The organism is Herbiconiux solani NBRC 106740 (assembly GCF_001571005.1).
Lineage (GTDB): Bacteria > Actinomycetota > Actinomycetes > Actinomycetales > Microbacteriaceae > Herbiconiux > Herbiconiux solani.
Genome location: NZ_BCST01000005.1, coordinates 104,755 through 131,197, shown reverse-complemented (window position 1 = coordinate 131,197; position 26,443 = coordinate 104,755). Strand labels below are relative to the sequence as shown.

General features: G+C 71.3%; 25 protein-coding genes. 15 read left to right on the top strand and 10 right to left on the bottom strand.

The annotated features are described in order from the left end of the window. Positions 1-60 precede the first annotated feature (60 nt). From HSO01S_RS10270 to HSO01S_RS10245, 6 genes are all read left to right on the top strand, one after another. The gene (locus tag HSO01S_RS10270; protein WP_066041050.1) at positions 61-1,413 is read left to right on the top strand and encodes a cell division protein PerM; all 1,353 of its coding nucleotides are present in this window, start codon (positions 61-63) and stop codon (positions 1,411-1,413) included. 2 nt (positions 1,414-1,415) lie between these two features. Continuing rightward, positions 1,416-2,009 carry a phosphoribosylglycinamide formyltransferase gene (gene purN, locus HSO01S_RS10265; protein ID WP_066041048.1) on the top strand — a complete coding sequence of 198 codons (594 nt, stop codon included), beginning with the start codon at positions 1,416-1,418 and terminating at the stop codon, positions 2,007-2,009. Beyond that, positions 2,006-3,658, top strand: a complete 1,653-nt coding sequence (gene purH, locus HSO01S_RS10260; protein WP_066041047.1) for a bifunctional phosphoribosylaminoimidazolecarboxamide formyltransferase/IMP cyclohydrolase — start codon at positions 2,006-2,008, stop codon at positions 3,656-3,658. The genes purN and purH overlap by 4 nt, the downstream gene beginning before the upstream one ends. A 90-nt stretch (positions 3,659-3,748) precedes the next feature. Then, a complete protein-coding gene (gene ddaH, locus HSO01S_RS19625) occupies positions 3,749-4,954 on the top strand; it encodes a dimethylargininase (protein ID WP_066041045.1) in 1,206 nt (401 codons plus the stop codon). A 145-nt stretch (positions 4,955-5,099) separates the two neighbouring features. Further along, complete coding sequence (locus HSO01S_RS10250) at positions 5,100-6,902, top strand: ABC transporter ATP-binding protein (RefSeq protein WP_084361544.1); 1,803 nt, start codon at positions 5,100-5,102, stop codon at positions 6,900-6,902. After that, on the top strand, positions 6,899-8,704 hold the full coding sequence (locus tag HSO01S_RS10245) for an ABC transporter ATP-binding protein (protein WP_066041042.1): 1,806 nt from the start codon (positions 6,899-6,901) through the stop codon (positions 8,702-8,704). Before HSO01S_RS10250 ends, HSO01S_RS10245 begins: the two co-directional genes overlap by 4 nt. Positions 8,705-8,759: 55 nt before the next feature. Here HSO01S_RS10245 and HSO01S_RS10240 read toward each other — a convergent pair whose 3' ends face one another. The 3 genes from HSO01S_RS10240 to HSO01S_RS10230 are packed head-to-tail and all read right to left on the bottom strand — an operon-like array spanning position 8,760 to position 10,033. Further along, on the bottom strand, positions 8,760-9,170 hold the full coding sequence (locus HSO01S_RS10240) for a hypothetical protein (protein WP_066041040.1): 411 nt from the start codon (positions 9,168-9,170) through the stop codon (positions 8,760-8,762). Between the two features lie 38 nt (positions 9,171-9,208). Next, complete coding sequence (locus HSO01S_RS10235; RefSeq protein WP_066041038.1) at positions 9,209-9,556, bottom strand: MGMT family protein; 348 nt, start codon at positions 9,554-9,556, stop codon at positions 9,209-9,211. Between the two features lie 24 nt (positions 9,557-9,580). Next, a complete protein-coding gene (locus HSO01S_RS10230; protein ID WP_066041549.1) occupies positions 9,581-10,033 on the bottom strand; it encodes a GNAT family N-acetyltransferase in 453 nt (150 codons plus the stop codon). A 138-nt stretch (positions 10,034-10,171) separates the two neighbouring features. Here HSO01S_RS10230 and HSO01S_RS10225 point away from each other — a divergent pair, with 138 nt between their 5' ends. After that, positions 10,172-11,395 carry an NADP-dependent isocitrate dehydrogenase gene (locus HSO01S_RS10225; RefSeq protein WP_066041036.1) on the top strand — a complete coding sequence of 408 codons (1,224 nt, stop codon included), beginning with the start codon at positions 10,172-10,174 and terminating at the stop codon, positions 11,393-11,395. A gap of 53 nt (positions 11,396-11,448) precedes the next feature. On the opposite strand, the gene HSO01S_RS10220 is transcribed toward HSO01S_RS10225, so the two are convergent. The 6 genes from HSO01S_RS10220 to HSO01S_RS10195 all read right to left on the bottom strand — a co-directional run bounded on the left by HSO01S_RS10220 (position 11,449) and on the right by HSO01S_RS10195 (position 17,115). Beyond that, a complete protein-coding gene (locus HSO01S_RS10220; RefSeq protein ID WP_066041034.1) occupies positions 11,449-12,969 on the bottom strand; it encodes a HAMP domain-containing sensor histidine kinase in 1,521 nt (506 codons plus the stop codon). After that, complete coding sequence (locus HSO01S_RS10215; protein WP_084361543.1) at positions 12,966-13,748, bottom strand: response regulator transcription factor; 783 nt, start codon at positions 13,746-13,748, stop codon at positions 12,966-12,968. The genes HSO01S_RS10220 and HSO01S_RS10215 overlap by 4 nt, the downstream gene beginning before the upstream one ends. Before the next feature lie 57 nt (positions 13,749-13,805). After that, entirely contained in the window at positions 13,806-14,906 is a 1,101-nt protein-coding gene (locus tag HSO01S_RS10210; RefSeq protein ID WP_066041031.1) for an aminotransferase class V-fold PLP-dependent enzyme, read from the bottom strand. Continuing rightward, positions 14,906-15,322: a RidA family protein gene (locus HSO01S_RS10205; RefSeq protein ID WP_066041030.1), complete on the bottom strand. Its 417-nt coding sequence runs from the start codon at positions 15,320-15,322 to the stop codon at positions 14,906-14,908. Before HSO01S_RS10205 ends, HSO01S_RS10210 begins: the two co-directional genes overlap by 1 nt. A 90-nt stretch (positions 15,323-15,412) precedes the next feature. Next, positions 15,413-16,156 (bottom strand): SDR family NAD(P)-dependent oxidoreductase, encoded by a 744-nt coding sequence (locus tag HSO01S_RS10200; protein WP_066041027.1) that lies wholly within the window; start codon positions 16,154-16,156, stop codon positions 15,413-15,415. Further along, positions 16,153-17,115, bottom strand: a complete 963-nt coding sequence (locus HSO01S_RS10195) for an aldo/keto reductase (RefSeq protein ID WP_066041025.1) — start codon at positions 17,113-17,115, stop codon at positions 16,153-16,155. Before HSO01S_RS10195 ends, HSO01S_RS10200 begins: the two co-directional genes overlap by 4 nt. Before the next feature lie 59 nt (positions 17,116-17,174). On the opposite strand from HSO01S_RS10195, the gene HSO01S_RS10190 reads away from it, so the two are divergent. Then, complete coding sequence (locus tag HSO01S_RS10190; RefSeq protein WP_066041023.1) at positions 17,175-18,323, top strand: mandelate racemase/muconate lactonizing enzyme family protein; 1,149 nt, start codon at positions 17,175-17,177, stop codon at positions 18,321-18,323. Here the strand turns inward: HSO01S_RS10190 and HSO01S_RS10185 are convergent. Beyond that, complete coding sequence (locus tag HSO01S_RS10185; RefSeq protein WP_245635968.1) at positions 18,320-18,607, bottom strand: muconolactone Delta-isomerase; 288 nt, start codon at positions 18,605-18,607, stop codon at positions 18,320-18,322. The two genes, HSO01S_RS10190 and HSO01S_RS10185, sit on opposite strands and share 4 nt — an antisense overlap. 135 nt (positions 18,608-18,742) lie before the next feature. Here HSO01S_RS10185 and HSO01S_RS10180 point away from each other — a divergent pair, with 135 nt between their 5' ends. The 7 genes from HSO01S_RS10180 to HSO01S_RS10150 all read left to right on the top strand — a co-directional run bounded on the left by HSO01S_RS10180 (position 18,743) and on the right by HSO01S_RS10150 (position 26,354). After that, positions 18,743-20,026 (top strand): M20 family metallopeptidase, encoded by a 1,284-nt coding sequence (locus HSO01S_RS10180; RefSeq protein ID WP_066041021.1) that lies wholly within the window; start codon positions 18,743-18,745, stop codon positions 20,024-20,026. Then, positions 20,023-20,916 (top strand): IclR family transcriptional regulator, encoded by an 894-nt coding sequence (locus HSO01S_RS10175; RefSeq protein ID WP_066041019.1) that lies wholly within the window; start codon positions 20,023-20,025, stop codon positions 20,914-20,916. Before HSO01S_RS10180 ends, HSO01S_RS10175 begins: the two co-directional genes overlap by 4 nt. Beyond that, positions 20,916-22,424 (top strand): sugar ABC transporter ATP-binding protein, encoded by a 1,509-nt coding sequence (locus HSO01S_RS10170; RefSeq protein WP_066041018.1) that lies wholly within the window; start codon positions 20,916-20,918, stop codon positions 22,422-22,424. The genes HSO01S_RS10175 and HSO01S_RS10170 overlap by 1 nt, the downstream gene beginning before the upstream one ends. Continuing rightward, positions 22,417-23,373, top strand: a complete 957-nt coding sequence (locus HSO01S_RS10165) for an ABC transporter permease (protein ID WP_084361542.1) — start codon at positions 22,417-22,419, stop codon at positions 23,371-23,373. Before HSO01S_RS10170 ends, HSO01S_RS10165 begins: the two co-directional genes overlap by 8 nt. A gap of 113 nt (positions 23,374-23,486) precedes the next feature. Further along, the gene (locus HSO01S_RS10160; RefSeq protein ID WP_066041014.1) at positions 23,487-24,641 is read left to right on the top strand and encodes a sugar ABC transporter substrate-binding protein; all 1,155 of its coding nucleotides are present in this window, start codon (positions 23,487-23,489) and stop codon (positions 24,639-24,641) included. A 10-nt stretch (positions 24,642-24,651) separates the two neighbouring features. Next, positions 24,652-25,518, top strand: coding sequence for an SMP-30/gluconolactonase/LRE family protein (locus HSO01S_RS10155; RefSeq protein WP_066041011.1), 867 nt, complete (start codon positions 24,652-24,654; stop codon positions 25,516-25,518). Further along, the gene (locus HSO01S_RS10150) at positions 25,515-26,354 is read left to right on the top strand and encodes an SDR family NAD(P)-dependent oxidoreductase (RefSeq protein WP_169799974.1); all 840 of its coding nucleotides are present in this window, start codon (positions 25,515-25,517) and stop codon (positions 26,352-26,354) included. Before HSO01S_RS10155 ends, HSO01S_RS10150 begins: the two co-directional genes overlap by 4 nt. Positions 26,355-26,443: the final 89 nt, after the last annotated feature.

Below are 26,443 nucleotides of genomic sequence, written 5' to 3'. Positions count from 1 at the left end.
TCCCCGAACCCGGAGCGCCGCCAGGGGTTGGCCGGGCTCGCCGGGTAGGCTCGGCCACGCATGAACCGCCCACTCACCGCCCTGCTCGCCGCCCTCGACGCCCTGATCGTCGTCGCGATCGGCATCGGCATCCCCCTGATCCCGCTCACCCTCCTCTGGGCGACGCAGTTCGGGCTGGCCGTGGACTGGCTCGTCTTCTGGCGGGCCTCCGGCGACCTGTGGCTGCTCGGCAACGGCGTCGACGTGCTCTTCGCGATCGATCCGACCCTGGCGCTGCGCTTCGGCCTCGACGGCGCCGCCACTCCCTTCACCGTGGGCCTCGCCCCGCTCGGCTTCGCCTTCGTGACGGCGCTCCTCGGCACCCGGGCCGGCCGCCGCCTCGGGTCGACGGCGTACCCCGTCACCGGCGCGCTGGTCGGGATGCTGGCCGTGGGCCTGCTCGGACTCCTCGTGCAGCTGGGCGTCCGCATCGACGGAGCCGAACCCTCGCTCGTGCAGAGCATCGTCTTCCCCGCCGTCGTCTACGGCATCGGAATCGCCATCGGCTACGCCTGGGCGGGCAAGCGAACCGCACCGGTCGAGTTCGGGGCCGCGAGCGGATTCCGCCGCCGGCTCACCGCCCGCTGGACCACGGTCCCCGCGGGAGACCGCGGCCTGGTCGCGCTCGCCTTCCGCGCCGGGGTCGCCTCGGCCTCCGCGATCATCGGCGTCTCGGCCGTCGCACTCGCGATCGTGCTGGTCGCCGGCTTCTCGTCGATCGTCTCACTCTACGAGGGCCTCCAGGCCGGCCTGATGGGCGGCATCTCGCTGACTCTCGGGCAGCTCGCCCTGCTCCCCAACCTGGTCGCCTGGACCATGTCGTGGTTCGTCGGCCCCGGCTTCGCGATCGGCGCGGGCTCGACCGTGTCGCCGCTGGCCACGCAGGTGGGCCTCGTCCCGTCGCTGCCCGTGCTCGGCGCGCTGCCGCAGGGAGCCCCCGCACTCGGCTTCGCGGGACTCGTGGTGCCGGTGGCGATCGGCTTCGTCATCGCCGCGCTGCTCCGGCCCGCCTACCTCGAGGCGGTCCGTGGGCGCGGCAAGCGGGTGCTCCGACTCGTGCTCACCGCCGTCGGCGCGGCGGTCGTCGGTGCGAGCGTCCTGGCGGTCCTCGCGCTCTGGTCGGGTGGCGCGGCCGGTCCCGGTCGCCTGGCCGACGTGGGGCCGGATGCCGGAGCCGTCTGGCTCTGGTCGTTCGTCGAGCTCGTGGTCTCGATCCTCCTCGGTCTCGTGGCCGGCGCCACCAGCAGCGCGGAGCCGGTAGCGAAGGCATCGAAAGCCACCGCGCCCAGCAGGCCGAGCACGACCGACGCCGAAACCGCCGCCATCCACCCTGCCCCCCGCACGCCCGCCCCCGGCCCGGCCGATACACTGTAGGCGTGCTGTCCCTCCTCGTCCTGATCTCCGGGGGAGGCTCCAACCTGCGGGCGCTCCTCGAAGCGACGGCCACCGGCGACTACCCCGCCCGCGTCATCGCCGTGGGGTCCGACAACCACGCCGAGGGCCTCGCCCACGCCGAGGAGTTCGGCATCCCCGTCTTCGTCGTCGAGCCCGGCTCCTTCGACTCGCGGGATGCCTGGGGCCGCGAGCTCCTGGCCCGCATCGAGGGCTACTCGCCCGACCTCGTGGTGTGCGCAGGCTTCATGCGCATCCTGCCGCCCGTCGTCGTCGCAGCACTCACCCCGCGCCTGATCAACACCCACCCGGCCCTCCTCCCCGCCTTCCCGGGCGCCCATGCGGTGCGCGACGCGCTCGCCGCGGGCGTGGAGACGACCGGGGTCACCGTGCACGTGATCGACGAGGGCGTCGACACCGGGCCCGTGATCGTCCAGGAGTCCGTGCGGGTCGAGCCGGGAGACACCGAGCACGACCTGCACGAGCGCATCAAGACCGTCGAGCGGCAGCTGCTGGTGCAGGCCGTGCGCGACATCGCAGACGGAGTAGTCGACCTCAAGGAGACAGCAGCACGATGAGCGGCCCCCAGCACGACCCGAGCCTCTACACCCACCGCGACACCGTCCCGATCACCCGGGCGCTGATCTCGGTCAGCGACAAGCGGGGGCTCGCCGAGCTCGTGCAGGGCCTCGCCACCTCGGGCGTCGAGATCGTCTCGACCGGTTCGACGGCGAAGGCGATCGCGGATGCGGGCGTCGCCGTCACCGAGGTCTCCAGCGTCACCGGGTTCCCCGAGTCGCTCGACGGCCGCGTGAAGACGCTCCACCCGGGCGTGCACGCCGGCATCCTCGCCGACCTGCGCCTCGAGTCGCACCGCACGCAGCTGGCCGATCTCGGCATCCGCCCGTTCGACCTCGTCGTGGTCAACCTCTACCCGTTCCGCGAGACGGTCGCCTCGGGCGCCGAGCCGGATGCGGTGATCGAGCAGATCGACATCGGCGGTCCCGCACTCGTCCGGGCGTCGGCGAAGAATTTCGCGAACGTCGCGATCGTCGTCTCGCCCAACCGCTACGACGACATCATCGCCTCGCTCGCCGAGGGCGGCACCCGTCTCGACGTGCGGCGCACCCTGGCGGCCGAGGCGTTCGCGCACACGGCCTCGTACGACGGCGCCGTCGCCGGCTGGTTCGCCGAGCAGCTCGCGGCCGCCGATCCGGGTGCCTTCCCGGCGCCGGCTCCGGATGCCTTCGACGGCCCGGGCGCGCACCGCTCATTCCCCGAGACCCTCGCGGTCTCGGCCGAGCTCTCCTCGACCCTCCGCTACGGCGAGAACTCGCACCAGCAGGCCGCGATCTACACCTCGCCCGACGGCCACGGCATCGCCCAGGCGACGCAGCTCCACGGCAAGGAGATGTCGTACAACAACTACGTCGACGGTGACGCCGCGGTACGGGCGGCCTACGACTTCGCCGAGCCGGCCGTCGCGATCATCAAGCACGCGAACCCGTGCGGGATCGCCGTGGCCGCCCCGAACGCCCCCGACGCGATCGCCTCGGCCCACGCCCGTGCCCACGCCTGTGACCCGGTCTCGGCCTTCGGTGGCGTGATCGCCGCGAACCGCCCGGTCACCCTCGCCATGGCCGAGTCGGTCAAGGACATCTTCACCGAGGTGCTGATCGCCCCCGCCTTCGAGTCGGACGCGTTCGAGCTGCTGAAGACGAAGAAGAACCTGCGCCTGCTCACCCTGCCGGAGGGCTACCGCCGGGAGGACACCGAGCTCCGCCAGATCAGCGGCGGCTTCCTCGCCCAGACGGTCGACCGTTTCGACGAGCTCGACCGCAGCCGGTGGACCCTGGTCGCCGGCGACGCCGCCGACGAGACCATGCTGGACGACCTCGAGTTCGCCTGGAAGGCCTGCCGCTCGGTCAAGTCGAACGCCATCCTGCTCGCCTCGCACGGCGCCTCCGTCGGCGTCGGCATGGGCCAGGTCAACCGCGTCGACTCCTGCCACCTCGCGGTCTCCCGCGCCGGTGACCGCGCGCGCGGCTCGGTCGCGGCCTCGGACGCGTTCTTCCCGTTCGCCGACGGGCTCGAGGTGCTGCTGGAGGCCGGCGTCGCCGCCGTCGTGCAGCCCGGCGGCTCGGTGCGGGACGAGGAGGTCATCGCGGCCGCGCAGAAGGCCGGCGTGGCGATGTACTTCACGGGAGAGCGGCACTTCTTCCACTGATCGGGGTTCCACCCGTTCCCTGCGGGCTTACGGCCGGCTCGGAGCCGGCACGCAAGACGCGTACAGACAGCATCACCTAAGGTCGTCTCTATGTCTTCATACCGGCTCCGCTCCGTCACGGCGTCCGTCGTCGCGGCGGCGGTCGTCGCGGTGATCGCCCTCGCCGCATCGGATCTGGCGCTCTTCCTCGCGAACGCCCTGAACGCCCAGGCGTTCGTGGTCTTCACGCCGTACTTCCTGCCCTCGGCGCTGCTGCTGTTCGTGTTCGCCGCGGTCTTCGGGGTGGTCGGCGCCTACCGGCACTGGTACACGGCCTTCATCGCGGGGCTGGTCTCCGGAGCCCTGGCCGCGTTCGTCGGGACGGGCATCGCCGCCCTCGGCGAGGGCATCCAGCTGGATGCGCTGCTCGGCCCGCTCGCCGCGACCCTCGTCGGCAACAACCTGGTCTTCGTGCTGGCCTCGGTCGTCGCCTCGGTGACGGCGGCCCGCCGCATCCATTCGCGCATCGCGATCGACGAGCAGGAGGAGGTGCTGCGCAAGCACCTCGTGCTCGTGCGGCGCCCGGCCGCCACCCTCGACGAGGGCGTCGTCACGCACATCGAGCGCGAACCCGTCGACCTCGAGCTCGCCGAGGAGCAGTGGGAGACCTACGTCGCCGCGCTGACCGGCGCGGGCTGGGAGCCCGTCGAGGTCGAGCCGGCCGACGACCTGCCCGACTCGGTGTTCGTCGAGGACGCGGTGGTGATGTTCGGGGCGCTCGCGGTCATCGGCAGCCCCGGCGCCGACTCGCGCATCCCGGAGACGCCGGCGGTCGAGGAGAGCCTGCGGTCGCTGGGCCTGGAGATCGTGCGGATCGAGCGACCCGGAACGCTCGACGGCGGCGACGTGCTCAAGATCGGCACGACCATCTACGTGGGTCGCGGGGGTCGTACGAACTCGGACGGCATCCGTCAGCTGCGCAAGCTCCTCGCCCCGCGCGGGTACTCGGTCGTGGCCGTGCCCGTGTCGCAGGTGCTGCACCTGAAGAGCGCGGTGACCGCGCTGCCGGACGGCACAGTGATCGGCTACCCGCCGCTGGTCGATGACCCCTTCATCTTCGACCGATTCCTCGAGGTGCCGGAGCCGAGCGGCGCCCACGTGGTGGTGCTGGCCGACGACACCGTGCTGATCGCCGCCTCGGCGCCCGAGTCGGCCCGGCTGATCGAGGGCCTCGGCTACCGCGTGATCTCGGTCGACATCTCGGAGTTCGAGAAGCTCGAGGGCTGCGTCACCTGCCTGTCGGTGCGCATCCGCTGAGCTCCGCTGCTGTCGGCGGACGCCCCGCCGCGCTGTTGCATTCGCCCTGAGCGGCAGATAGCCTGTAAGGCTGCCGCGACGCCGAAGTCCCCCCGAAAAGGGGGCGATTCGGCGTGCCCGGCAGATGGACGTGAGGAAGCAGGAGATGGCAGAGACAGCGACACCCGCCACCGGGACGGTGGCCGTGCTGCTGCGCCTCCGACCCTTCGCGCGGCAGGCCCTCCCGCGCATCGGGGTGGCCATGGTCGTTTCGCTGGTGGCCAGCCTCGTGGCCCTCGCCATCCCGCAGGTGCTGCAGTGGATGGTCGACGGCCCCTTCGCGAGCGGAGACGCCGGCCAGGTCTGGCTCGGCGCCGGCATCGTGCTCGGCCTCGGTGTCTTCGAGGCCGTGCTGATCGGCGCGCGCCGGGCGCTCGTGCTCACCCCCGGCACCCACGTCGAGGCGCGGATGCGGAACGGGCTCTACGCCCAGCTCGAAGACCTCCCGGTCTCCTTCCACGACCGGTGGCCGAGTGGGCAGCTGCTCTCCCGCGCCGTCAGCGACCTCAACCTGATCCGCCGCTGGCTCTCGTTCGGGCTCGTGCTCCTCGTGGTCAACGTGCTCACGCTGATCGGCGGCGTCATCATCCTGATCACCCTCAACTGGGTGCTGGGCCTCATCTTCGCGGCCGCCGCCGTTCCGGTCATCGCCTACAGCTTCTCGTTCGAGCGCCGGTACTCGGATGTCGCGCGGCGCTCGCAGGACCAGGCGGGCGACCTCGCGACCAGCGTCGAGGAGTCGGTGCACGGCATCCGTGTGTTGAAGGCCTTCGGCCGCGGCCGTTACGCCCTCAAGCGCTTCGAGAGTCAGGCCGAGCGGCTGCGCGGCACCGAGATCGAGAAGGCCAAGGCGATCGCCGGCATCTGGCTCTACCTCACGCTGATCCCCGACATCGCCTTCGGGGTCTGCCTCGTCGTCGGCGTCTGGCTCGCCTCGACCGGCCAGACCTCGGTGGGCGCGCTCGTGGCCTTCTTCGCGACCGGCACCGTGCTGCTGTTCCCGATCTGGTCGCTCGGCTACTTCCTCGCCATGACCCTCGACGCGAAGACGGCGACCCTGCGGTTCTTCGAGGTGATGGACTCGGAGAACACGATCACCGACCCCGCGCATCCCGTGACCGTGGTCGACGGCCGGGGGCGGCTGAGCTTCGAGGACGTGCACTTCCGGTACCAGGATGCGCCGGCCGCCTTCCCCGACCTCCTCGACGGCGTCGACCTCGTCGTCGAGCCCGGCGAGACCATGGCGCTCGTCGGCCTGACCGGCTCGGGCAAGTCGACGCTCACGGCGCTCACCTCGCGCCTGTACGACGTGACCGGGGGCTCCGTGCGGGTCGACGGCGTCGACGTGCGCGACTTCACCCGCGACGACCTGCGCAGCCGGGTCGCCATGGCGTTCGAGGAGGCCACGCTGTTCAGCCGCTCGGTGCGCGAGAACGTGCTGCTCGGGCGGCCGGACGCGAGCGAGGCCGACCTCCGTGAGGCGCTCGACATCGCCCAGGCGGGCTTCGTCGACGACCTCCCCGAGGGCCTGGACACCAAGGTGGGGGAGGAGGGGATGAGCCTCTCCGGCGGCCAGCGACAGCGCCTCGCCCTCGCCCGCGCGATCGCGGCGAAACCGAGCGTGCTCGTGCTCGACGACCCGCTGTCGGCGCTCGACGTCGACACCGAGGCGCTCGTCGAGGCGGCCCTCCGCCGCGTGCTCGCCCGCACCACCGCGCTCATCGTCGCGCACCGCCCCTCGACCGTCGCACTGGCCGACCGGGTCGCCCTGCTGCAGGACGGCCGGGTCACGGCCGTCGGCACCCACGCCGAGCTGCTCGCGACCAACGAGCACTACCGCTTCGTGATCTCGAGCTTCGACGCCGACGAGCGAAGTGCCGCCCTGAACGCCGAGGAGGTGTCGTCATGAGTGTCCTCGGCGTCGAAGGGGAGGAGCGCGACGACCTGAACCGGGCCGAGAGCGCGCAGATCCGTGCGCGCTCGCTGCGGCTGCTGGGCTCGCTGATCCGGCCGATGCGCGCACGCCTCGTGCTCAGCATCATCGTCGTCGTGATCAGCACGATCTCGCAGGTCGCGGGGCCGGCGATCATCGCCTACGGCATCGACACCGGCCTGCCGGCGCTGATCGGCTCCGACTGGATGCCGGTCGCGTTCGCCGGGCTGGCCTACCTGCTGGCCGGCGTGACCGGGGCCTTGCTGATCGCCTGGTTCACGGTGCTCTCGGCGCAGATCAGCCAGGCCATCCTGTTCGATCTGCGGCGCCGGGTCTTCCTGCACACGCAGCGCCTGAGCCTGGAGTTCCACGAGAGCTACACCTCGGGGCGCATCATCTCGCGGCAGACCAGCGACCTCGACGCCATCCGCGAGCTGCTCGACTCGGGCATCAACCAGCTGGTGCAGGGCGTGCTCTACATGCTGTTCACCGCGGTCGCGCTGTTCCTGCTCGACGTGGAGTCCGGGTTCATCCTGCTCGCCTCGCTCGTGCCGCTGGCGGCGCTGACCCGCTGGTTCCAGGTGCGCTCGCAGACGATGTTCCGCCGCACCCGGGTCGCCTCGGCGCGGCTGATCGTGACGTTCGTCGAGACGATGACGGGCATCCGCGCGGTCAAGGCCTTCCGCACCGAGAAGCGCAACGAGGCCGAGTTCGGCGGTCTGGTCGAGGAGTACCGCGCGACGAACGCGCGCGTGATCAAGCTCTTCGGCATCTACGATCCGGGCCTGGTGCTGATCGGCAACGTGGCGGTCGCCGTCGTGCTGCTGGTCGGCGGTTTCCGCGTCGTCGACGGCGGGCTCGAGATCGGCGTGCTGCTCGCGGCCGTGCTCTACACCCGGCGGTTCTTCGACCCGATGGAGGACATGGCGATGTTCTACAACGGCTACCAGAGCGCGACCGCGGCGCTGGAGAAGATCTCGGGCGTGCTCGAGGAGCAGCCGAGTGTGGCCGACCCCGAGCATCCGGTCGACCTGTGGGAGTCGCGCGGCGCGGTCGCGTTCGACGGGGTCGAGTTCGGGTACGTCGAGGGCCGCCCCATCCTGCCCCACTTCGACCTCGACATCCCGGCCGGGCAGACCATCGCGCTGGTCGGATCGACGGGCGCCGGCAAGTCGACGCTCGCGAAGCTGGTCTCCCGCTTCTACGACCCGACGGTTGGCCGCGTGACGCTCGACGGCATCGACCTGCGGCAGCTGCATCCGAAGGATCTGCGGCGCGCGATCGTCATGGTCACGCAGGAGGCGTACCTCTTCTCGGGCACGGTGGCCGACAACATCGCGATCGGCAAGCCCGATGCGACGCGCGAGGAGATCGAGGCCGCCGCCCGCGCGGTCGGGGCCGACACGTTCATCCGGGGGCTTCCGAACGGCTACGAGACCGACGTGAACAAGCGCGGTGGCCGGGTCTCGGCGGGACAACGGCAGCTGATCTCGTTCGCGCGCGCGTTCCTCGCCGACCCGGCGGTGCTGATCCTCGACGAGGCGACCGCCTCGCTCGACATCCCGAGCGAGCGACTGGTTCAGGATGCGCTGCAGACCCTGCTGGCCGACCGCACGGCGATCATCATCGCGCACCGGCTCTCGACGGTCTCGATCGCCGACCGGGTGCTCGTGATGGAGCACGGGCGGATCGTGGAGGACGGGACGCCGGAGGACCTGATCGCGGGCACGGGGCGGTTCGCCCAGCTGCACGCGTCGTGGCGGGAGTCGCTGGTCTAGCGGGGTTCGGCCGGTCTGGCGGATTTCGCTGGTCCGGCGGGAGCGCCTGCGGAGCCTACGGCTTCCAGGCGTTCCACTCCGAGGTGCCGGAGATGAAGATGTGCCAGCCGTCCTGGCAGACGATCTGCTCGGCCGGGGGCAGCACCTGGTGCCACCAGGTGTCCTGCATCGGGGGGAGGTTGCCGGCGATGCTCGCGTCGCAGGGCGCCCCGATGGTCTGGGCGGCGGCGGTGAACTGCATGATCGTGTCGCCGGTCTCAGTGTTCGACTTGATGCGGATCATGGTCGCGTCATCCGGAACCCAGGAGGGCAGCGGGATGCTCGCGTTCGAGGCCTTGCCGTCGGCCGCGGTGGGGTAGAGCTGGGCGGACACCGGCGGCGTGATCGCGTTCGCGAGAGTGCAGCCGGACAGCGTGACGACGAGTCCTGCCGCCGCGAGTCCGGCGAGAAGTGCGCGACTTTTCATCGGCTGTGCGGTGTCCTCTCCTCGTGGGCAGACCTGTCTCAGGGCCGCCATCGAGCCTTAGCGTACTCGACCGCATACCCCGGATCCCGCGAGAGCGCTCGGAGCGGTGTGCCCTCGGCCTCGTAATGCGTCTTCGCGCGGGCCTCGTGACCCGTCGGCGGGAGGCCGCCGGAGCGCACCACCCGCCACCACGGATGCGCGTGGCCGTACCGCCGCATCACGCTCCCGACGGCGCGCGCGGCCCGGGAGCCGAGGAGCGCTGCGACGTCTCCGTAGCTGAGCACGTGACCGGCGGGGATGGCGTCGACGACCTCGAGCACCTCGTCGACGAAGGAGGGGCGCACCTCGAAAGGCGGTTCGGCCGCGGCCGGCGGCTCTGCGCTCACCGTTCCCTGCTCACCGTTCTCCGCTCACAGATCGAGGGCGGCGATCGTCTCCCCGTACGGCGTCTCGTCGATCGGCTTGAAGCCGAGCTTGTCGAAGAAGGCGGCGGGGCCGGCCTCGCCGGGCTCGAAGATGACGGTGATGCGCTCGAAGCCCCGCACGCGCGCCTCGTCGGCGAGGGAGAGCACGGCGAAGCGGCCGACGCCGTGGCCCTGTGCGTCGGCGGAGACGTTGATGCGCCAGATGCAGCTGCGGAACTCGGGCTCCTGCGCATCCGGATCGAAGTTGCCCATGATGAAGCCGACGACCTCGTCGTCCTCAAGCACCACGCGCGGCCACGCGGTCGCGGGGTTGACGTACGCCTCGGCGATCGAGTGCGAGACGGGGGCGACGAACTGCTCCTGACCGGGCTTGAGCGAGAGGGTGTTCGCCGCGACGATGTTGGATGCCGACAGCTCTTCAAGCCTCAGTTCACTCATGACCACAGGCTAGCCGCTGGGCGACGGAACCCGCTAGCGCGCGCCGCAGCTGGCAAAAGTATCTCGATGTCGAGAGAGTTCTCAGGGCAGGGGTAAACTGGGGCACGGCCCATTTCCGGCGGCTGTTGAGGAGCTGAATTGTCCAAGATCAAGGTTGAAGGCACGGTCGTCGAACTCGACGGCGACGAGATGACCCGCATCATCTGGCAGGCCATCAAAGACACGCTGATCCACCCGTACCTCGATGTGAACCTCGAGTACTACGACCTCGGGATCGAGTACCGCGACGAGACCGACGACCAGGTCACCATCGACGCGGCCCACGCCATCCAGAAGCACGGCGTCGGCGTCAAGTGCGCCACGATCACGCCCGACGAGGCGCGTGTGGAGGAGTTCGGCCTGAAGAAGATGTGGAAGTCGCCGAACGGCACGATCCGCAACATCCTCGGCGGCGTCATCTTCCGCGAGCCGATCATCATCTCGAACATCCCGCGCCTGGTGCCGGGCTGGAACAAGCCGATCATCATCGGCCGCCACGCGTTCGGCGATCAGTACCGTGCCACCGACTTCGTGTTCAAGGGCAAGGGCAAGCTCACGGTCGAGTTCACCCCCGAGGACGGCTCGGAGCCGATGAAGTTCGACGTCTACGACGCTCCGGACGACGGCATCGCGCAAGTGCAGTACAACCAGGACGCCTCGATCCGCGACTTCGCGCGCGCCTCGCTGAACTACGGCCTGACCCGAAATTACCCGGTCTACCTCTCGACGAAGAACACGATCCTCAAGGCCTACGACGGCCGGTTCAAGGACATCTTCCAGGAGATCTTCGAGACCGAGTTCAAGGAGCAGTTCGACGCCGCGGGCCTCACCTACGAGCACCGCCTCATCGACGACATGGTCGCCTCGGCCATGAAGTGGGAGGGCGGCTACGTCTGGGCCTGCAAGAACTACGACGGCGACGTGCAGTCCGACACCGTGGCCCAGGGCTTCGGCTCGCTCGGCCTCATGACCTCGGTTCTCGCGACGCCGGACGGCAAGGTCGTCGAGGCCGAGGCCGCCCACGGCACCGTGACCCGTCACTACCGTCAGCACCAGGCCGGCAAGCCCACGTCGACCAACCCGATCGCCTCGATCTACGCCTGGACCCGTGGGCTCGCCCACCGCGGCAAGCTCGACGGCAACCAGGAGCTGATCGACTTCTCGCTCACGCTGGAAGACGTGGTCGTCAAGACGGTCGAGTCGGGCAAGATGACGAAAGACCTGGCGCTGCTCGTCGGGCCGGACCAGCCCTGGCAGACGACCGAGGAGTTCCTCGCCACGCTCGACGAGAACCTCAAGGCCCGCATGGGCGCGAACGCGTAGGCGTTTCGCTGTTCGGTCGCCTTTCGGAGCGGCTTCCGGAGGCCCCCACCGCGTCAGCGGGTGGGGGCCTTCGGCGTTCGTGCCGCCTCCGCGGCGCCTGGCAGGCGAACCGCGAAGATGGTCCGGGATGCGGCCGACGTCGCGGCGACCGAACCTCCGGCCGCCGTGACCAGCTCCCTGACCATCGCCAGGCCCAGCCCGCTGCCGCCGGCGTCGCGGGTGCGTGCCTCGTCGAGGCGCACGAAGGGGTTGAAGACGGTGGCGAGCAGGTCTGCCGGGATGACGGGGCCGTCGTTCGCGATCTCGATCACGACGTGCGGCGCGAGGGCAGCCGGCTCCGCGGGCGCCCCCGACGCGGTGTGCGTCGGGTCGTCGACCTCGTTGGTCACGCTGATCTGCACGGTGTCGCGGGCGTGGCGGAGGGCGTTCTCGAGGAGGTTGCGGAGGATGCGCCAGAGGTGCGTGCGGTCGAGCTGCACGAGGGCGGCGCCGGCCGGGTGTGTTTCGACCCGGATGCCAGGGCGGGAGGCGGTGAGGCCGGGGTCGGCCAGGAGCTCGGCCAGCACGTCGCCGACGTCGACGACATCGCCGGCCGACGAGGGGCGGCGGGCGTGTCCGGCGGTCGAGAGTTCGAGCAGGTCGTCGGCGAGGTGCTGCAGCCGCCGGGCCTCGACGGCCACGTGGGCGAGGGCCTCGCCGGTGGGGAAGGCGTCCGGATGCGCCTCCGCGATCTCGAGGGCGGCGAGCAGCGAGGTGATGGGGCTCCGTAGCTCGTGCGCGGCGTCGGCGGTGAAGCGCCGCTGACGGAGGGCGGCCTCGTCGAGCCGGTCGAGCATCCCGTTGAGTGTGCGGGCGAGCGCCTGCAACTCGTCCTGCGCCGGAGGCACCTCGACGCGGATCGCCGCGGAGGCGCCGCTGACCGAGGCGACGGTGCGGCGCATCCGTTCGACCGGCCGCAGCGCGCGACGGACCGCGAGGGCCGCGGTCGCCGTGACCAGGGCCACGACGAGCAGGACGCCGGCCCAGAGGACCGGGTCGAGGGCGCCGACGACCTGGTCGGCAGCGGCGGTGGTGGCGAAGACGTAGGCGCGCACGGGGGCCCGGCCGGCGAGGTCAGACCCCTCGGTGGCGCTGACTGCGGTGAGGGTCTGGCCGGCCAGGGGGCCGTCCTGGATCGTGGTCGTCCAGCGCTCGCCGACGATCCGCTCTCCGGTTCCCGATCCGTCGGCCGTCGGCGGAACGGGCATCACCGGGACGCCGGCTCCATCGGGGCGCCCGGCCTCGGCCGCCTCGAGCTCCGGCGATGAGGCCACGACCGAGCCGTCGGCGGCGACGACCTCGTAGGGCAGGCCCCCGAAACGACCGCCGAGGGGCTGCCCGGCCTCGATGGCTCCGATGATCTGGTCGGCCTGAGTCGCTGCGAGGTTCTCGGTGGAGGTCAGCTGAGCGGAGTAGAGCGCCGCGCGCACGAGCAGGGCGGCCGCCACGAGCAGCACGAGGGTGAGGGCGCCTGCCGTCGCGGCGATCCGAGCGGCGATCGGGAGCCGCGCCACCCGCGCGACGTCCCGCTTCACGCCTGCTCCGTTCGCCGGTCGGCCTGGGGGGTGTCGCGGCGACGCGCATCCGCACCGTCGTCCCCGGCCTGGCCGCGCGCATCCGGGTCGCGGTCGTCGACGAGGCGGTAGCCGGCGCCCCGCACGGTGACGATCGACCGCCGGCCGAAGGGCAGGTCGATCTTGCGGCGCAGGCTGCTGACGCGCGCCTCGACGAGATTGACGTCGACGGGCTCGCCCGGCCAGGCCTCGAGCAGCAGGCGTTCCTTGCCGACCACCGTGCCGCCCGCGCGCGCGAGCGCCTCGAGGATCATCCACTCGCGCCCGCCGACCTCGATCACCACGCCGGCCCGGCGCACCTGGCGGCGGCCCGCATCCAGCACGAGGTCGCCGACGGTGAGAGAACCGTCGAGGTCCCCGCCCGATCCTGCACCCCCGCCGACGGGCCGCCGGAGCACCGAGCGCAGCCGCGCGACGAGCACCGGATAGCTGAACGGCTTCCGCAGATAGTCGTCCGCGCCGCTCTCCAGGGCTTCGACCTCGTCGAGCTCGCCGTCCTTGGCGGTCAGCACGATGATCGGGGTCGAGACCCCCTCACTGCGCAGGCGGGCGGCCACCGCGAACCCGCTCATCCCGGGAAGCATCAGGTCGAGCACGACCGCGGCGTAGACGCCGGTCGCGGCCATGAGGTAGCCCGTGCGGCCGTCGTACACGGTGTCGACGGTGAAACCCTCGGCGGTGAGCCCTCGCGACAGCACGTCGGCGAAGGCACGCTCGTCGTCGACGATCAGGATCCGCATCCGCCGAGTGTCGCACACCCGCCGCCCCCGCTCCCTGACGCCCGCGTCAGCCAGCGGTCAGGAGCGCATTGCCTCCAGGACGAGGTCGATGTCGTCGGCCGTGTTGAAGTAGTGCACGCCGATGCGCAGCCGGGAGCCCGCGAGCTGCACCTTCGCGTGCCGGCCGTCGAGGCGCTGCCGCAGGAGCTCGGGGTCGCGGTCGCCGATGTCCACCACCGCGATGTGCGTGCGCTGGAACGTCGTGACCGGCCGGTAACCCAGCTCGGCCGCGCCCTCCCACCACCGCGAGGCCAGGTCGATCACGTGCCGCTCGGCCTCCGCCTTGTCGACCTGGGAGAGCAGCTCGATGGCCGCGATCGCCCCGATCCACGAGAACCAGGCGGGCGAGGTGTCGAGCCGCGAGGCGTCGGCCGGCAGATCGAGCTCGCCGCCGAAGTAGCCGAACGGGGGAGCCGTGCTCTTCCAGCTCGGCAGCAGCGGTGCCAGCTCGGCGATGCGGTCGGGCCGGGTGACCATCCAGGCGGCGCCGCGCGGGCTGAGCATCCACTTGTAGCCGTGCACGGCGAGATGGTCGGGCCGGATGCCGTCGAAGTCGAACCGCAGCACCCCGAACGACTGCGTCGCGTCGACGAACAGCCGGGCGCCGACCTCGTCGGTGGCGGCACGTAGCGCGGCGAAGTCGGGGCGCACGCCGTTCGCGGTGAGGGTGTCGCTGACCGCGCAGAGCACGGTGCCGGGCCGGATGGCGGCGACCAGATCCTCCGTGTGCGTGTAGCCGTCGCGGAAGGGCACGCGCACCACGGGATTCCGGTCCGGCCGCAGCGCGAGCCACGGGAACAGGTTGCTGCGGAACTCCTCGTCGGGGACGACGATCGGCCCCGGGGGCAGGCCGGCCGCGACCGTCGCCGCACCCTCGGCCACCGAGCCCAGGACGGACACCCGGCCGGGGTCGACCCCGGCGTACTCCGCGAAGCGCTCGCGCCCGACCTCGGCCGCCCAGTCCCAGTCGCGCCACGAGAAGTCGCCGGCCGCCCATGAGCGGAGCGTGCCGCCCAGGGCGTCGAGCACCGGGGTCGCACCGGGCGGCGAACCCGGGGTGTCGAGCCAGGCCCATTGCGCCGTCGCCGGGAACTGCGCCCGGAACGCGGCCTGGTCCATCACCTCCGGAGCTCCACGGCGGCCCAGCCCTCGAGCTCGATGTGGATCTCGGGCCGGATGAGCGCCGCCACGACCGCGAGCGAGTGGCCCGGGTAGTCGCCGTCCGGGAACCACTCGGCGAAGACCCGGTCGCGGCCGGCGACGAACCCGGGGATCGACTCGGTGCCGGCGACGAAGGTCAGCAGGCGCACGAGGTCGGCGGGAGTGGCGCCCATCGACGCGAGGAGCTTCTCGATATTGCGGAGCGCGAGGACCGTCTGCTCCTCGGCGCTCTCGGCGAGCACGCCGTTCTCGTCGTTGCCCACCTGGCCGGCGAGGAAGACCATCTGCGATCCCTCGGGCACCGAGGTGAGGTGGCTGTACTTGCCGATCGGGGGTGCGACGACGTCGGGGTTCCAGCGGACGGGCTTGCTCATGATGCTCCTGCGGTTTCGATGACGTCGGTGTCGGATGGATGACGCGGCTGGGTGACTCGGCGGATGACGCGGCCGGGCGGGCCGGACTACTCAGCGGTGCGCCAGCACCCCGCCGTCGGCGGTCAGGATCGACCCGGTGATGAACCCCGCCCCCTCCCCGGCGAGGAAGACGACCGCCGAGGCGATCTCGTGGGGTTCGGCGAGCCGCTTCAGCAGCATCCGCCCCACCATCCGCTCGGCGTAGACCGGGTCGGCCACGGCCGCGAGGCCCTGGGGGGTGGCGATCGGCCCCGGCTGCACGCCGTTGACCCGGATGCCGTGCTCCGCGAACGAGACCGCAAGGGCGCGGGTCAGGGCGGTGACCCCGCCCTTGCTCGCCGCGTAGGCGCCGTTCTCCTCGGTCGCCTCGCTCGCGGCGACCGAGGTGATGTTCACGATCGACCCGGCGACGCCGGCTTCGACCATCGCCCGGGCGACGAGCTGTGAGGGCAGGAAGGTGCCCTTGAGGTTGACCGCGACGACGGCGTCGAAATCCTCGTCGGTCGTGTCGAGGAGGTTGGAAGCGCGGTAGATCCCGGCGCAGTTGACGAGCACGCGGGGCACGCCGAGCCGCTCGACCGTCGTGGCGACCGCGGCGGCGACGGCCTGCCGGTCGGTCACGTTCGCCGTGACGGTGAGCACGCGGGGCTCGTCCGCCCATGCGGCCTCAAGGGCGGCGCCGCCCAGATCGAGCGCCGCGACGCGGTACCCCTCGGCCAGCAGCGCGGTGACGACCGAGGCGCCGATCCCGCTCGCCCCTCCCGTCACGACGGCGACCTTCTGCGGATCGGTCATGCGTCCTCTCCTCCCACGGGCAACGCGGCGCTCACGGTGTCGAGTCGCTGCAGTTCCTCCGGGCTCAGTTCCACTCTGGTCGATTCCAGCAGTCCCGCCACCTGCTCGACCCGGCTGGCGCTCGCGACGGGGGCGACGACCCCGCTCTGCACCCGGAGCCAGGCGAGCGCGGCCGTGGCGGGTGAGATCCCGTGGGCGGCGGCGACGTCGACGAGCGTCTCGACCGCGGCGAAGGCCTCGTCGCTGTAGTACACCTCGAGCATCGAGGCACGTGGGCTGCTGTCGATGTCGGCCCGGCTGCGGTACTTGCCGGTGAGGAAGCCGCTGGCCAGCCCGAAGTACGGCACCACGGCCAGGGAGTACCGCTCGATCGCGGGGCGGAGGTCGGCTTCGAACTCGCGCCGGAACAGCAGGTTCAGGTGCGGCTGCAGCGCGACCGGGCGGGCGAAGCCGTTGGCGTCGGCGATCCGCATCCATTCGTCGATGCGTGCTCCCGAGTAGTTCGACAGCCCGACGGCCCGGATGCTGCCCTCGCGGCGGAGCTCGTCGAAGGCCGCGGCGGTCTCCTCCAGCGGCACCGTCGGGTCGTCGCGGTGTGCGTACAGCACGTCGATGTAATCGGTCTCCATCCGGCGGAGGGAGGCGGCGACGGCGCCGCGGATGCTCGACCGGGACAGGCCGAGGAAGTCGGGATGCCGCCCGCACTTCGTCGCGATCACGACCCGGTCGCGCGCCGACCGGTCGCGCATCCAGTGCCCGATGATCGTCTCCGACTCGCCCCCCACGTTGCCGTCGACCCACCACGAGTAGTTGTCGGCGGTGTCGATGAAGTTGCCGCCGCCCTCGACGTAGGCGTCGATGACGGCGCGCGACTCGGCCTCGTCCGAGGTCCAGCCGAAGGTGTTGCTCCCGAGGCACAGGGGGTAGATGCTCGCGTCGAGCGTGCTGAAGTTCTGCATGGTGCTGGCAACGATAGGTGAGCGTGCGAGCGGGAAAAAGCGTGCGTCATACTCTTGGGATGTTGACCATCACCGGCATCGACGCCTGGCTCTGCCCCATGCCGATGGCCCACGTCGTGCGCCTCGGAGCCATGGAGTACCGCACCCGCGACTACGTCGTGCTGAGGATGCGGATGGACGACGGCAGAGTCGGCCGGGCGATCGGGTACACCCGCGGAACGCCACTGCTCGAGGCGCTCCGAACCCTGTCGGGAGCACTCGACCCGGCGGTCGGGCTCGACCCCGAGGCCGTGCGCGGCGACTTGCGCGCGCGGTATATGCCCGGATGGGCATCCTTCGTGCGGGCCGCCTCGCTGATCGACATCGCGCTCTGGGATCTCCGCGCCCAGGAGGCCGGCCTGCCGCTCCGCGACCTCCTCGGCGACAGTGCCGCCGAGCCCCGGAGCATGGTCGTCGCCGGGTACTTCGCCGACGTGCGCTCGCGCCGGGAGCTGCTCGACGAGGTGACCGACCTGATCGCGGGCGGGGCCTCGGTCGTCAAGGTCATGGTGCCGGGACGCTCGGTCGACGACGACCTCCAGCTGGTGCAGGAGATGGTGCGTCACGTGGCCTCGCTCGGCCAGGATGCCGCCGGGGTCGAGGTCGCCGTCGACCTGCACGGCGGGCTCGCGCCGTTCACCGAGGCGGCCGCGGCGACGGTCCGGCGTTTCGACGACCTGGGCGTCGCCTTCATCGAGGACCCGCTGCCCGGCCCGGACTGGCGCCCGCTCGAGCACCTGATGGAGCGGGCGCACGGCGTGCGGCTCGCCGTCGGAGAGGACCTCGTCGGGCTCGACGGCGCGCTCGACCTGCACCCGTTCGCCCACCTCCTCCGCGTGGACGCCACGGCGAGCGGCGGGCTGAGCTTCGCGCTCGCCGCCGTCGACGCGGCCGACCGGGCGGGGGTCGCCGTCGCCCCGCACGTCTTCGCCCCCATCCACGCCCCGCTGGCCGGCCGGAGCGCCGGGGTGCGGCTGATCGAGACCATCCCCGCCCGCATCGGCTCCGACCCGATCCACCCGCTCCTCGAACGCGAGCATCCCTTCGTCGACGGGGTGGTGTGGCCGTCGCGGCCGGCCGATGCCATGACCACCGGGCTCGACCTGCCGCTGGACTGGGAGGCGGTAGGCCGCTACGCGTCGGCGGGATGGACGGTCGGCGCGCCCTAGCCCGGGTCGTTCGGATGCGACGCGAGGGCGTGCACCTCGAAGCGCGCGTGCGGCCACAGCGGCAGCGAGGTGAGCGCCTCATGCAGCGCGGTCGCGTCATCGGCCCGCCACAGGCCCCAGTTGGCGCGGTCGCCCGGGATCCGCCAGAGCCGAAGGAGCGTGCCCGACCGGGCGAGCTCGGCCGCCCGCTCCGCCTCCGCCGCACGCAGAGCGGCGACGTCGGCCGAGTCGCCGGGCGCGGTGATCGTCATGCGGACCAGGAACTCCATCGTGTCTCCGCTCATCGAGGATTCCGAGCATCCTCGCATTGTTACGGTTTGAAGTCGTCGCTTCAAATACTGGAAATTCGGTTTCATTTACTAGCATTCTGGCTCCTCCTCGCCCTTTACTGAGTCATCGCTCGATCTGGAGGATGACCGATGACCACCGCCCTTCCCCGCACGACCGACCTCGCCGCATCCGTCTCCGCTCACCGCGAGGAGGCGCTCGATCTGCTGAGCGGGCTCGTGCGACTGCCGACCGTGAGCGGGCACGAAGACCTCGCGTCCGACGCCTTCACCGGCTGGTTCCGCGAGCGGGGCTGGGCGGTCGAGCACCAGGTGCTCGCCGACACGGTCGTCGGCGGCACCGAGCGGGGCCGCGCCGAGCCCCGGATGGACGAGCGGGCGAACATCACCGGCTGGTTGGGGTCGCCCAGCGGCAAGCCGATCGTCACGATCAACGCCCACTACGACGTCGTGCCCGTGATGTACGAGAAGGACTGGACGGATCCGCCCTTCGGCGGCGTGCGGCGTGACGGCGCGGTGTTCGGCCGCGGCTCGGTCGACAACAAAGCCGGCTGCGTCGCCGCCCTCTACGCCCTGCAGGCCCTCGCGGATGCGGGCGTCGAGCTGGCCTTCGACCTCGCCGTCGAGCTGATCGCGGGGGAGGAGACGACCGGCCTCGGAACCATCGCCTCGCTCGAAGCGCGGCCCGACCGCCTCGCGACCGTCGTCATGGAACCCACGACCGGCGCCGTCGTGCCCGCCAACTCGGGGGTGCTCTTCTTCACCGTCGAGGTGGCCGGCCGCGACGTGCACACCTCCCAGCCGTGGCGCGGCGAGGACGCGCTCGCCAAGCTTGTCTCGCTCTACCTCGCGGTCAACGAGCTGGGCGCCCGCCGGGCCGAGACCCATCGCCACCCGCTGATGGCCCACGTGCCCACCTCGGTGCCGCTGGTCGTCGGCGTGCTGAACGGCGGAGGCTGGCGCGCCGCGGTGCCCGCGCACGCCTCGATGTCGGGCCGGATCGGCGTGCTGCCCGGCGAATCCCTCCAGGAGGTGCGGGATGCGTTGACCGAGACCCTCCGAGCCGCAGCCGCGTCCGACCCCTGGCTGGTCGAGCATCCGCCCGTGCTCCGCTGGGACAACGACGGTTCGATCGGCTGGGAGCTCCCGCTCGAGAGCGCCCTCGTCACCTCTTTCACCGCAGCCCAGCAGGCGAGCGGTCTTCCGGCCCGGGTCGAAGGACTCACGGCGGGATGCGACGCCGGGGTGCTCCGCGGAGCAGGCATCCCCGCCGTCGTCTTCGGGCCCGGCGATCTCAGCCGTGCGCACAGTGTCGACGAGTACGTGCTCGAGGACGAGGTGATCGAGGCGAGCGCCGTGCTCGCCGCCGCTCTGCTCGCCCTCTCGGACGCCGTCGCGAGAGGAGAGGCCGCATGACCGACCAGAAGCCCATCGCCCCGGGTGCTGCGGCGCCGGCGGAGGCGACCCTCCTGCAGACCCTCACCCGGGGCCTCGAGGTGCTCGAGCTCGTGGCCACCAGCAACGGCCAGGCCACCGCGAAGATGATCGCCCACACCGTCGGCCTCCGCTCGAGCACCTGCTATCACCTGCTGCGCACGCTGAAGCAGGCGGGCTACGTGGTGCGGGTGGATGGCGGCACCTATGACGTCGGGCCCCGGGCCGGCGCGCTCGGCCACCACCTCGACGTGCGGTTCGGCCCGTCGCCGGAGATCTCGGCGCTCCTCAGCCGCCTGCACAACAAGACGCAGGAGACCGCGTACGTCTGCGGGTGGTACCACGGCAGCATCGTGATGCAGCAGTTCATCGGCGGCACGCATCCATTGGTCGTCAAGCAGCTCGAGGTCGGCTACAGCGCGAACATGCACGCCAGGGCCTCGTGCAAGAGCGTGCTCGCGCACCTGCCGCAGGACATCGTGGCCGCCATGTTCTCCGGCGTCGAGCTCGCGGCGCTCACGCCCAAGACCACCACCTCGTACCCCGCGCTCGTCGCCGAGCTCGACCAGGTGCGGCGGCGGGGCTATTCCATCGACGACGAGGAGTTCCACGAGGGTGTGTGCTGCGTCTCGTCGGCGTTCTTCGACGCCGGCGACAACCCGGTCGGCTCGTTCACCGTCTCGGTGCCCTCGAACCGTTCCTCCACGCTCGTCAGCTCGGTCGCGGCCGAGGTGCTCGAGGCGGCCTCGCTCGCGACGACGATGCTCCGCTCGGGCCGGCTCGTCGTGAACGAGCAGGCCACGCCCGCGAGCCGCGAACGGGGCTGGCGCCCTCCGCAGCCGCCGTCGATGCGACTGGTGGACCCCTCGTGATGGAGCTGCGCGGGATCGGAAAGCGCTACGGCACGAACCAGGTGCTGCAGGAGATCGATCTCGAGCTCGTCCCGGGCCGCTGCATCGGCCTGGTCGGGGAGAACGGGGCGGGCAAGTCGACGCTGCTCTCGATCATCTCGGGCAAGACACCTCAGACGCAGGGCACCCTCACGCTCGACGGGCAGGAGGTCTCGTTCCGCTCGCCCCGCGACGCGCGGGCCCTCGGCATCCAGCTGATCCCGCAGGAGCTCGCCTACGTGCCGCACCTCTCGGTCGCCGAGAACCTGATGATGCCGAACTGGCCGAAGAACCGCTGGGGTGTGACCCAGCGGTGGCTGCGACGGGCCGGTGCCGACGCCGTCGCGCGCCTGGGCCTGGACATCGACGTGCGGCGCGACATGATCGACCTCTCGCTCGCCGAACGGCAGCTGGTCGAGATCGCCAAGGCCCTGCTCGGCGACGCCCGCGTGCTCATCCTCGACGAACCGACCGCCTCGCTGCACGCCCGGGAGACCGAGCTGCTGCTCGGAAAGCTGCGGGAGCTGAAGGCCGACGGGGTGTCGCTGATCTACGTGAGCCACCACCTCGACGAGTCGTTCGAGATCAGCGATGAGATCGTCGTGCTGCGGAACGGCCGGATGGAGGATCGGCGGGAGACCACCGAGACCTCGCTCGGCCGCACGGTCGGCCTGATGCTCGGCGGGGAGTACGAGAAGCCCGAGGCCACCCCGGTCGCCGCCGGCTCGCCGACCGAGGTCGTCCTGCGCCTCCAGGGCTGGAACTCAGAGCTGCAGCCGGCCATCGACGACGTGTCGCTCGAGATCCGCACCGGTGAGGTGGTCGGCATCTTCGGGCTCGTCGGCTCCGGCGCCGAGACGGTCGCCCGGGCGCTCGGCGGCCACGAGAAGCGCGTCGCCGGATCGGTCTTCGTCCAGGGTTCCGCGGCGGAGGTCCCGGTTCCCTCGACGCCCCGGCGGGCGCAGGCCCTCGGCATCGCCTACGTGCCCGCCGAACGGAAGACCGACGGGCTCGCGCTCAACCAGACCATCAGCGAGAACCTCACCCTGATGGTGCTCGGCCGCTTCGCGGGCGCGGCCGGGTGGATGAAGGGACGGGCTCAGCTCGCCGGGGCCCAGGCCCTGGCGACCGAGACCGACGTGCGCTGCACCTCCGTGCGGCAGGACGTGGGCGAGCTGAGCGGCGGCAACCAGCAGAAGGTGCTCCTCGCGAGCCGGCTGGCGGCGGCGCCGCCGGTGCTCGTGCTGCACGAACCCACCCGCGGTGTCGACATCGGCTCCCGCACCCAGATCCACCAGCAGCTCTCGGCGTTCGCCCGGCAGGGGGCCGCCGTCGTGCTCGTCACCTCGGACGTGCAGGAGGCGATCGACGCGACCGACCGACTGATCGTGATGCGCGACGGCCGCGTGGTCGACGAGCTCACCCGTGAACGCAAGACCAAGAGCCTCGCGCTCGAAACGGCCGCCGGAGGTGCCGTCACCCATGACTGATACCCGAACCTTCTCCCTCTCCCGCCTTCCCGCCTTGGCGACGGTCGGCATCTTCCTCGTGGTCGTCGTCGCCGGTTTCGCGATCTTCGCGCAGGGATTCTGGACGCCGAACAACGCCTCGACCATCGTGATCACGGCGAGCGTGATCATGATCGCCTCGCTCGGTCAGCTGCTCGTCGTGATCTCCGGCGGCTTCGATCTCTCGATCGGAGGCGTGCTGCCCCTGACAGCGGTGGTCTACGCCAGCCTCACCACCGCCGGGGTACCGATGCTCGCCGCGATGGCGGTCTGCCTGGCCGTGGGCATCGCCGTCGGGCTCGTGCACACGTACTTCATCGTGCACCTGAAGATCAATCCGCTGATCACGACCCTGGCGACGATGTCGATCACGGCGGGCCTCGCGTTCACCCTCGCCAACGGCCAGACGCTCACGGTCCCGCCGGAGGCGGGCATCCTGGGCGACCGGGCCATCGGCACGATCCCCTGGCACGTGATCCTGATGATCGTGCTGGTGGTGCTGATGCACCTGGTGCTCGCGCACACGCTGCTCGGCCGCCGCATCTACATGGTCGGTGGCAACCCCGAGGCGGCCCGTCTCGCCGGCGTGCGGGTGACCGTGATCGGCGGAAGCGTCTACGTCTTCTCCGGTTTCTTCGCCGCCGTGGCCGGCATCGTGACCGCCAGCCAGCTGCTCGCGGCCTCCGGCGCGATGGGCTCGACGATCACCATGCAGAGCCTCGCCGCCGTCGTGCTCGGTGGCGCGGCCCTCACCGGCGGGCGCGGTTCGGTGCCGGGCGCCGTGATCGGCGTGCTGCTCCTCGGCGTCATCGCCAACGGCATGAGCATCCTGCACGTGCCGAGCTTCTACCAGCAGGTCGTCACCGGGCTCGTGCTGCTGGCGGCCGTGACGCTCAGCCGCCTGCAGGAGCGGGCGCGCCGCTCGGGCTGAGCCCGGCATCCTTCACCCCTGATCTGCTCGGCCACCACCCCTCATTCCTCAACCCGACCTGCACCAACCCCGAAAATGCACCTTCCCCCACCCCTCCACCCGAAAGGCGCACCATGAGAAAACCAGCATTCCGCCTCACCGCAGTAGCCGTCATCGCCGTCGCCGGACTCGTCACGGCGGGTTGCGCCGGCGGGACGACGGGCGGCGGCGCGGCCACCGACTCGGCCCTCGCCTCCGGCGACCTCACCGGCCTCAACTTCGCGTTCGCGATCCCCACCTCGGCCGCCGAGGTCTACGTCAACCAGGCCGACACCTTCGTGAAGCAGGCCGAGGAGCTCGGCGCGACCGTCACCGTGTACGACAACGCCGGCGACGCGGCCACCATGCTGAGCAACGCCGACCTCATGGTCGCCGCGGCTCCCGACGTGATCATCGAGTTCCCCTCGGTCGCCGACGCGACGACCCGGGTGGGGCAGAAGTTCACCGACGCCGGCATCCCCTGTATCGCGGTCAACGTGCCGGTCGAGGGCTGCCCGCTGTTCAACTTCGATCAGCCCTACCTGTCGGGGCTGGGTGCGACCGCGATGGCCGAGCAGATGGCCACTCGCGGCTGGGATGCCTCGAACACCACGGTCGTGATCGGTCAGGCCTCCGAGCTGGGCGCTTCGGTGAACATCGCCGCGACGGCGTTCTACGCGGCGCTGTCGGAGAAGGTGCCGGGCATGACCAAGGTCTCCTCGGACGACATCCAGCCGACGACCACCGTCATCACTCCCGATCAGGGGCTCCAGGGCGACCTCGGGCTCACGATCGACTCGGGATACGACGCGACGCTCACCGCGCTGCAGACCATCCCGAAGGATCGGAACGTCGTCATCTACACGGTGAGCGACGACACGACGGTCGGCGTGCTCCGCGCCCTCGACAACCAGGGCCGCACCGCGCAGGCCATGGTCTCGGGCTACGGCGGCAGCACGGACGCGCTCTCGAACATCCGCAACGGCGACGTCTGGGTGACCGAGCAGATGGGCTTCTTCGCCTACTGGGGCGAGTTCCTGCTCTCGATGGCCGCGGCCACGGCGGCCGGCGCCGACATCCCGGACCTCACCAGCCCGCCGATGGTGATCCTGGAGAAGGACAACGTCGACACCTTCTTCGAGCCCGGCACCGACACCCTGACCGAGATGCCCGAGCTGCCGGACAGCTCGAAGTACCTCTACGACACCGGCATCCTGCAGAAGTTCGGCAACATCGCCGGGGCGGAGTAGCAGAAGCACCATGCCGCAGATCACCACGCATCTCGAGGGACTCGGGTTCCCCGAGGGTCCGGTCGCCCTGCACGACGGGCGCATCGCGTTCGTCGACCTCCGCGACCGGACCCTGCGGTACTTCGACCCCGCCTCGGGCGACCTCGAGACGATCGCCCGCTTTCCGGGGTCGCCGAACGGGCTCCGGCGAGGGCCCGACGGCGCGCTGTACGTCGCGAACAACGGCGGACTGTGGCCGATGCCCGACGGGACGCTGCGGTTCGCCGAGCCGCAGCATCCGGGCACCGTGCACCGGGTCGATCCGGCCACGGGCGAGCTGACCGACTTCTTCGCGCAGCCGGAGATCGACGGACCGCTTCGCCCGAACGACCTGGTGTTCGACGACCGGGGCCGTGTGATCTTCACCGACCCGCGCAACTGGGAGGTCATCCCCGACTATGCGGCCTTCGAGACCGGCCGCATCTACGCGGCCGAACCCGGCGGCCTGCCCGAGGTCGTCGGCCGGGTCGATCGGTTCTGCAACGGTCTGGCCTTCCATCCGGGAGACGGATCGCTGCTGGTCGGCCTGTCGTACGCGAACCGGATCGTGCGGTTCGCGGCCGACGGGGACGGCGGCTTCGAGGAACCCACCGACTGGGCGGTGCTCGACGAGCACATGGCCCCGGACGGGATCCTCGTGCACGACGACCGGCTGATCGTCACGGGCAGCCGGGGCGACGAGGTGCAGGTGCTCGACCTCGAAGGCGCCGTCGTGGAGCGGATCCCGCTGGGGAGCGGCAGTGACCCGACCAATGTCTGCGTCATGGCGGGGCGGGTGTGGGTGACCCTCGGGTACCCGGGCACGCTCGTGTCGTGGCCGTGGGAGCGAGGGGCGTGAGCGGGCTCGGCGGCGAGGTCGTCATCGTCACGGGCGCCGCCCGCGGGCTCGGCCGCCACATCGCCCACGCGCTGGCGGAGGCGGGGGCCCGGGTCGCCGTCGTCGATCGCGACCTACGCTCCTACGAGGCATTCGCGGGGGAGGCCGCCGCGATGACCGCGGCCACCACCGACGAAGAGCTCCGCCGCGCGGGCCACGACAGCCGCGGCTACGAGGCCGACCTCACCGACGCCGACGCGGTCCGGGATGCCTTCGATCGCGTCGCCGCGGACTTCGGCGGCGCCGTGCGGGGCCTGGTCTGCAACGCCGGCGGAGGTTCCGGCGGGTTGCACGACAACCGGGCCGGTTCCCTCCGGCCGGAGGACCTCGCGACCGCGCTGCAGCGCAACCTGGTCACCGCCGTGAACTCCTGTACGGCGGTCGTGCCCGGGATGCGCGCGGCCGGGGGCGGATCCATCGTCACGCTCTCCTCGATCAACGGCCTCGGCCCGACTCCGGACGGCGCGTACGCGCACTACGGCGTGAGCAAGGCCGCCGTGATCATGTACACGAAGTACCTGGCCCGGGACGTCGGGCCCGACGGCATCCGGGCCAACGTGGTCGCGCCGGGAACGGTTCCGACCGAGCGCATCCGCGAGCTGTGGAACGGGCGCGCCGGTGCCGCGGGTGCCAGCGCAGGCGCCGGCGCCGAGGAGGCGCGGGACCTCGAACAGATCGCCCTCCGTCGTCGGCCGGCGCTCGACGAGATCTCGTCGGTGGTGCGCTTCCTCGTCTCGCCCGACTCGGCCTACCTCACCGGCCAGGTCGTGACCGTCGACGGCGGCCGCACCCTCTGACCCGCCCCCGAAGGTCCTCGACCCGTCACTTGTTGTCGCTATCCGCCCCCGATAGCGGCAACAACTGACGGGTCGAGGGCAGTGGGGGC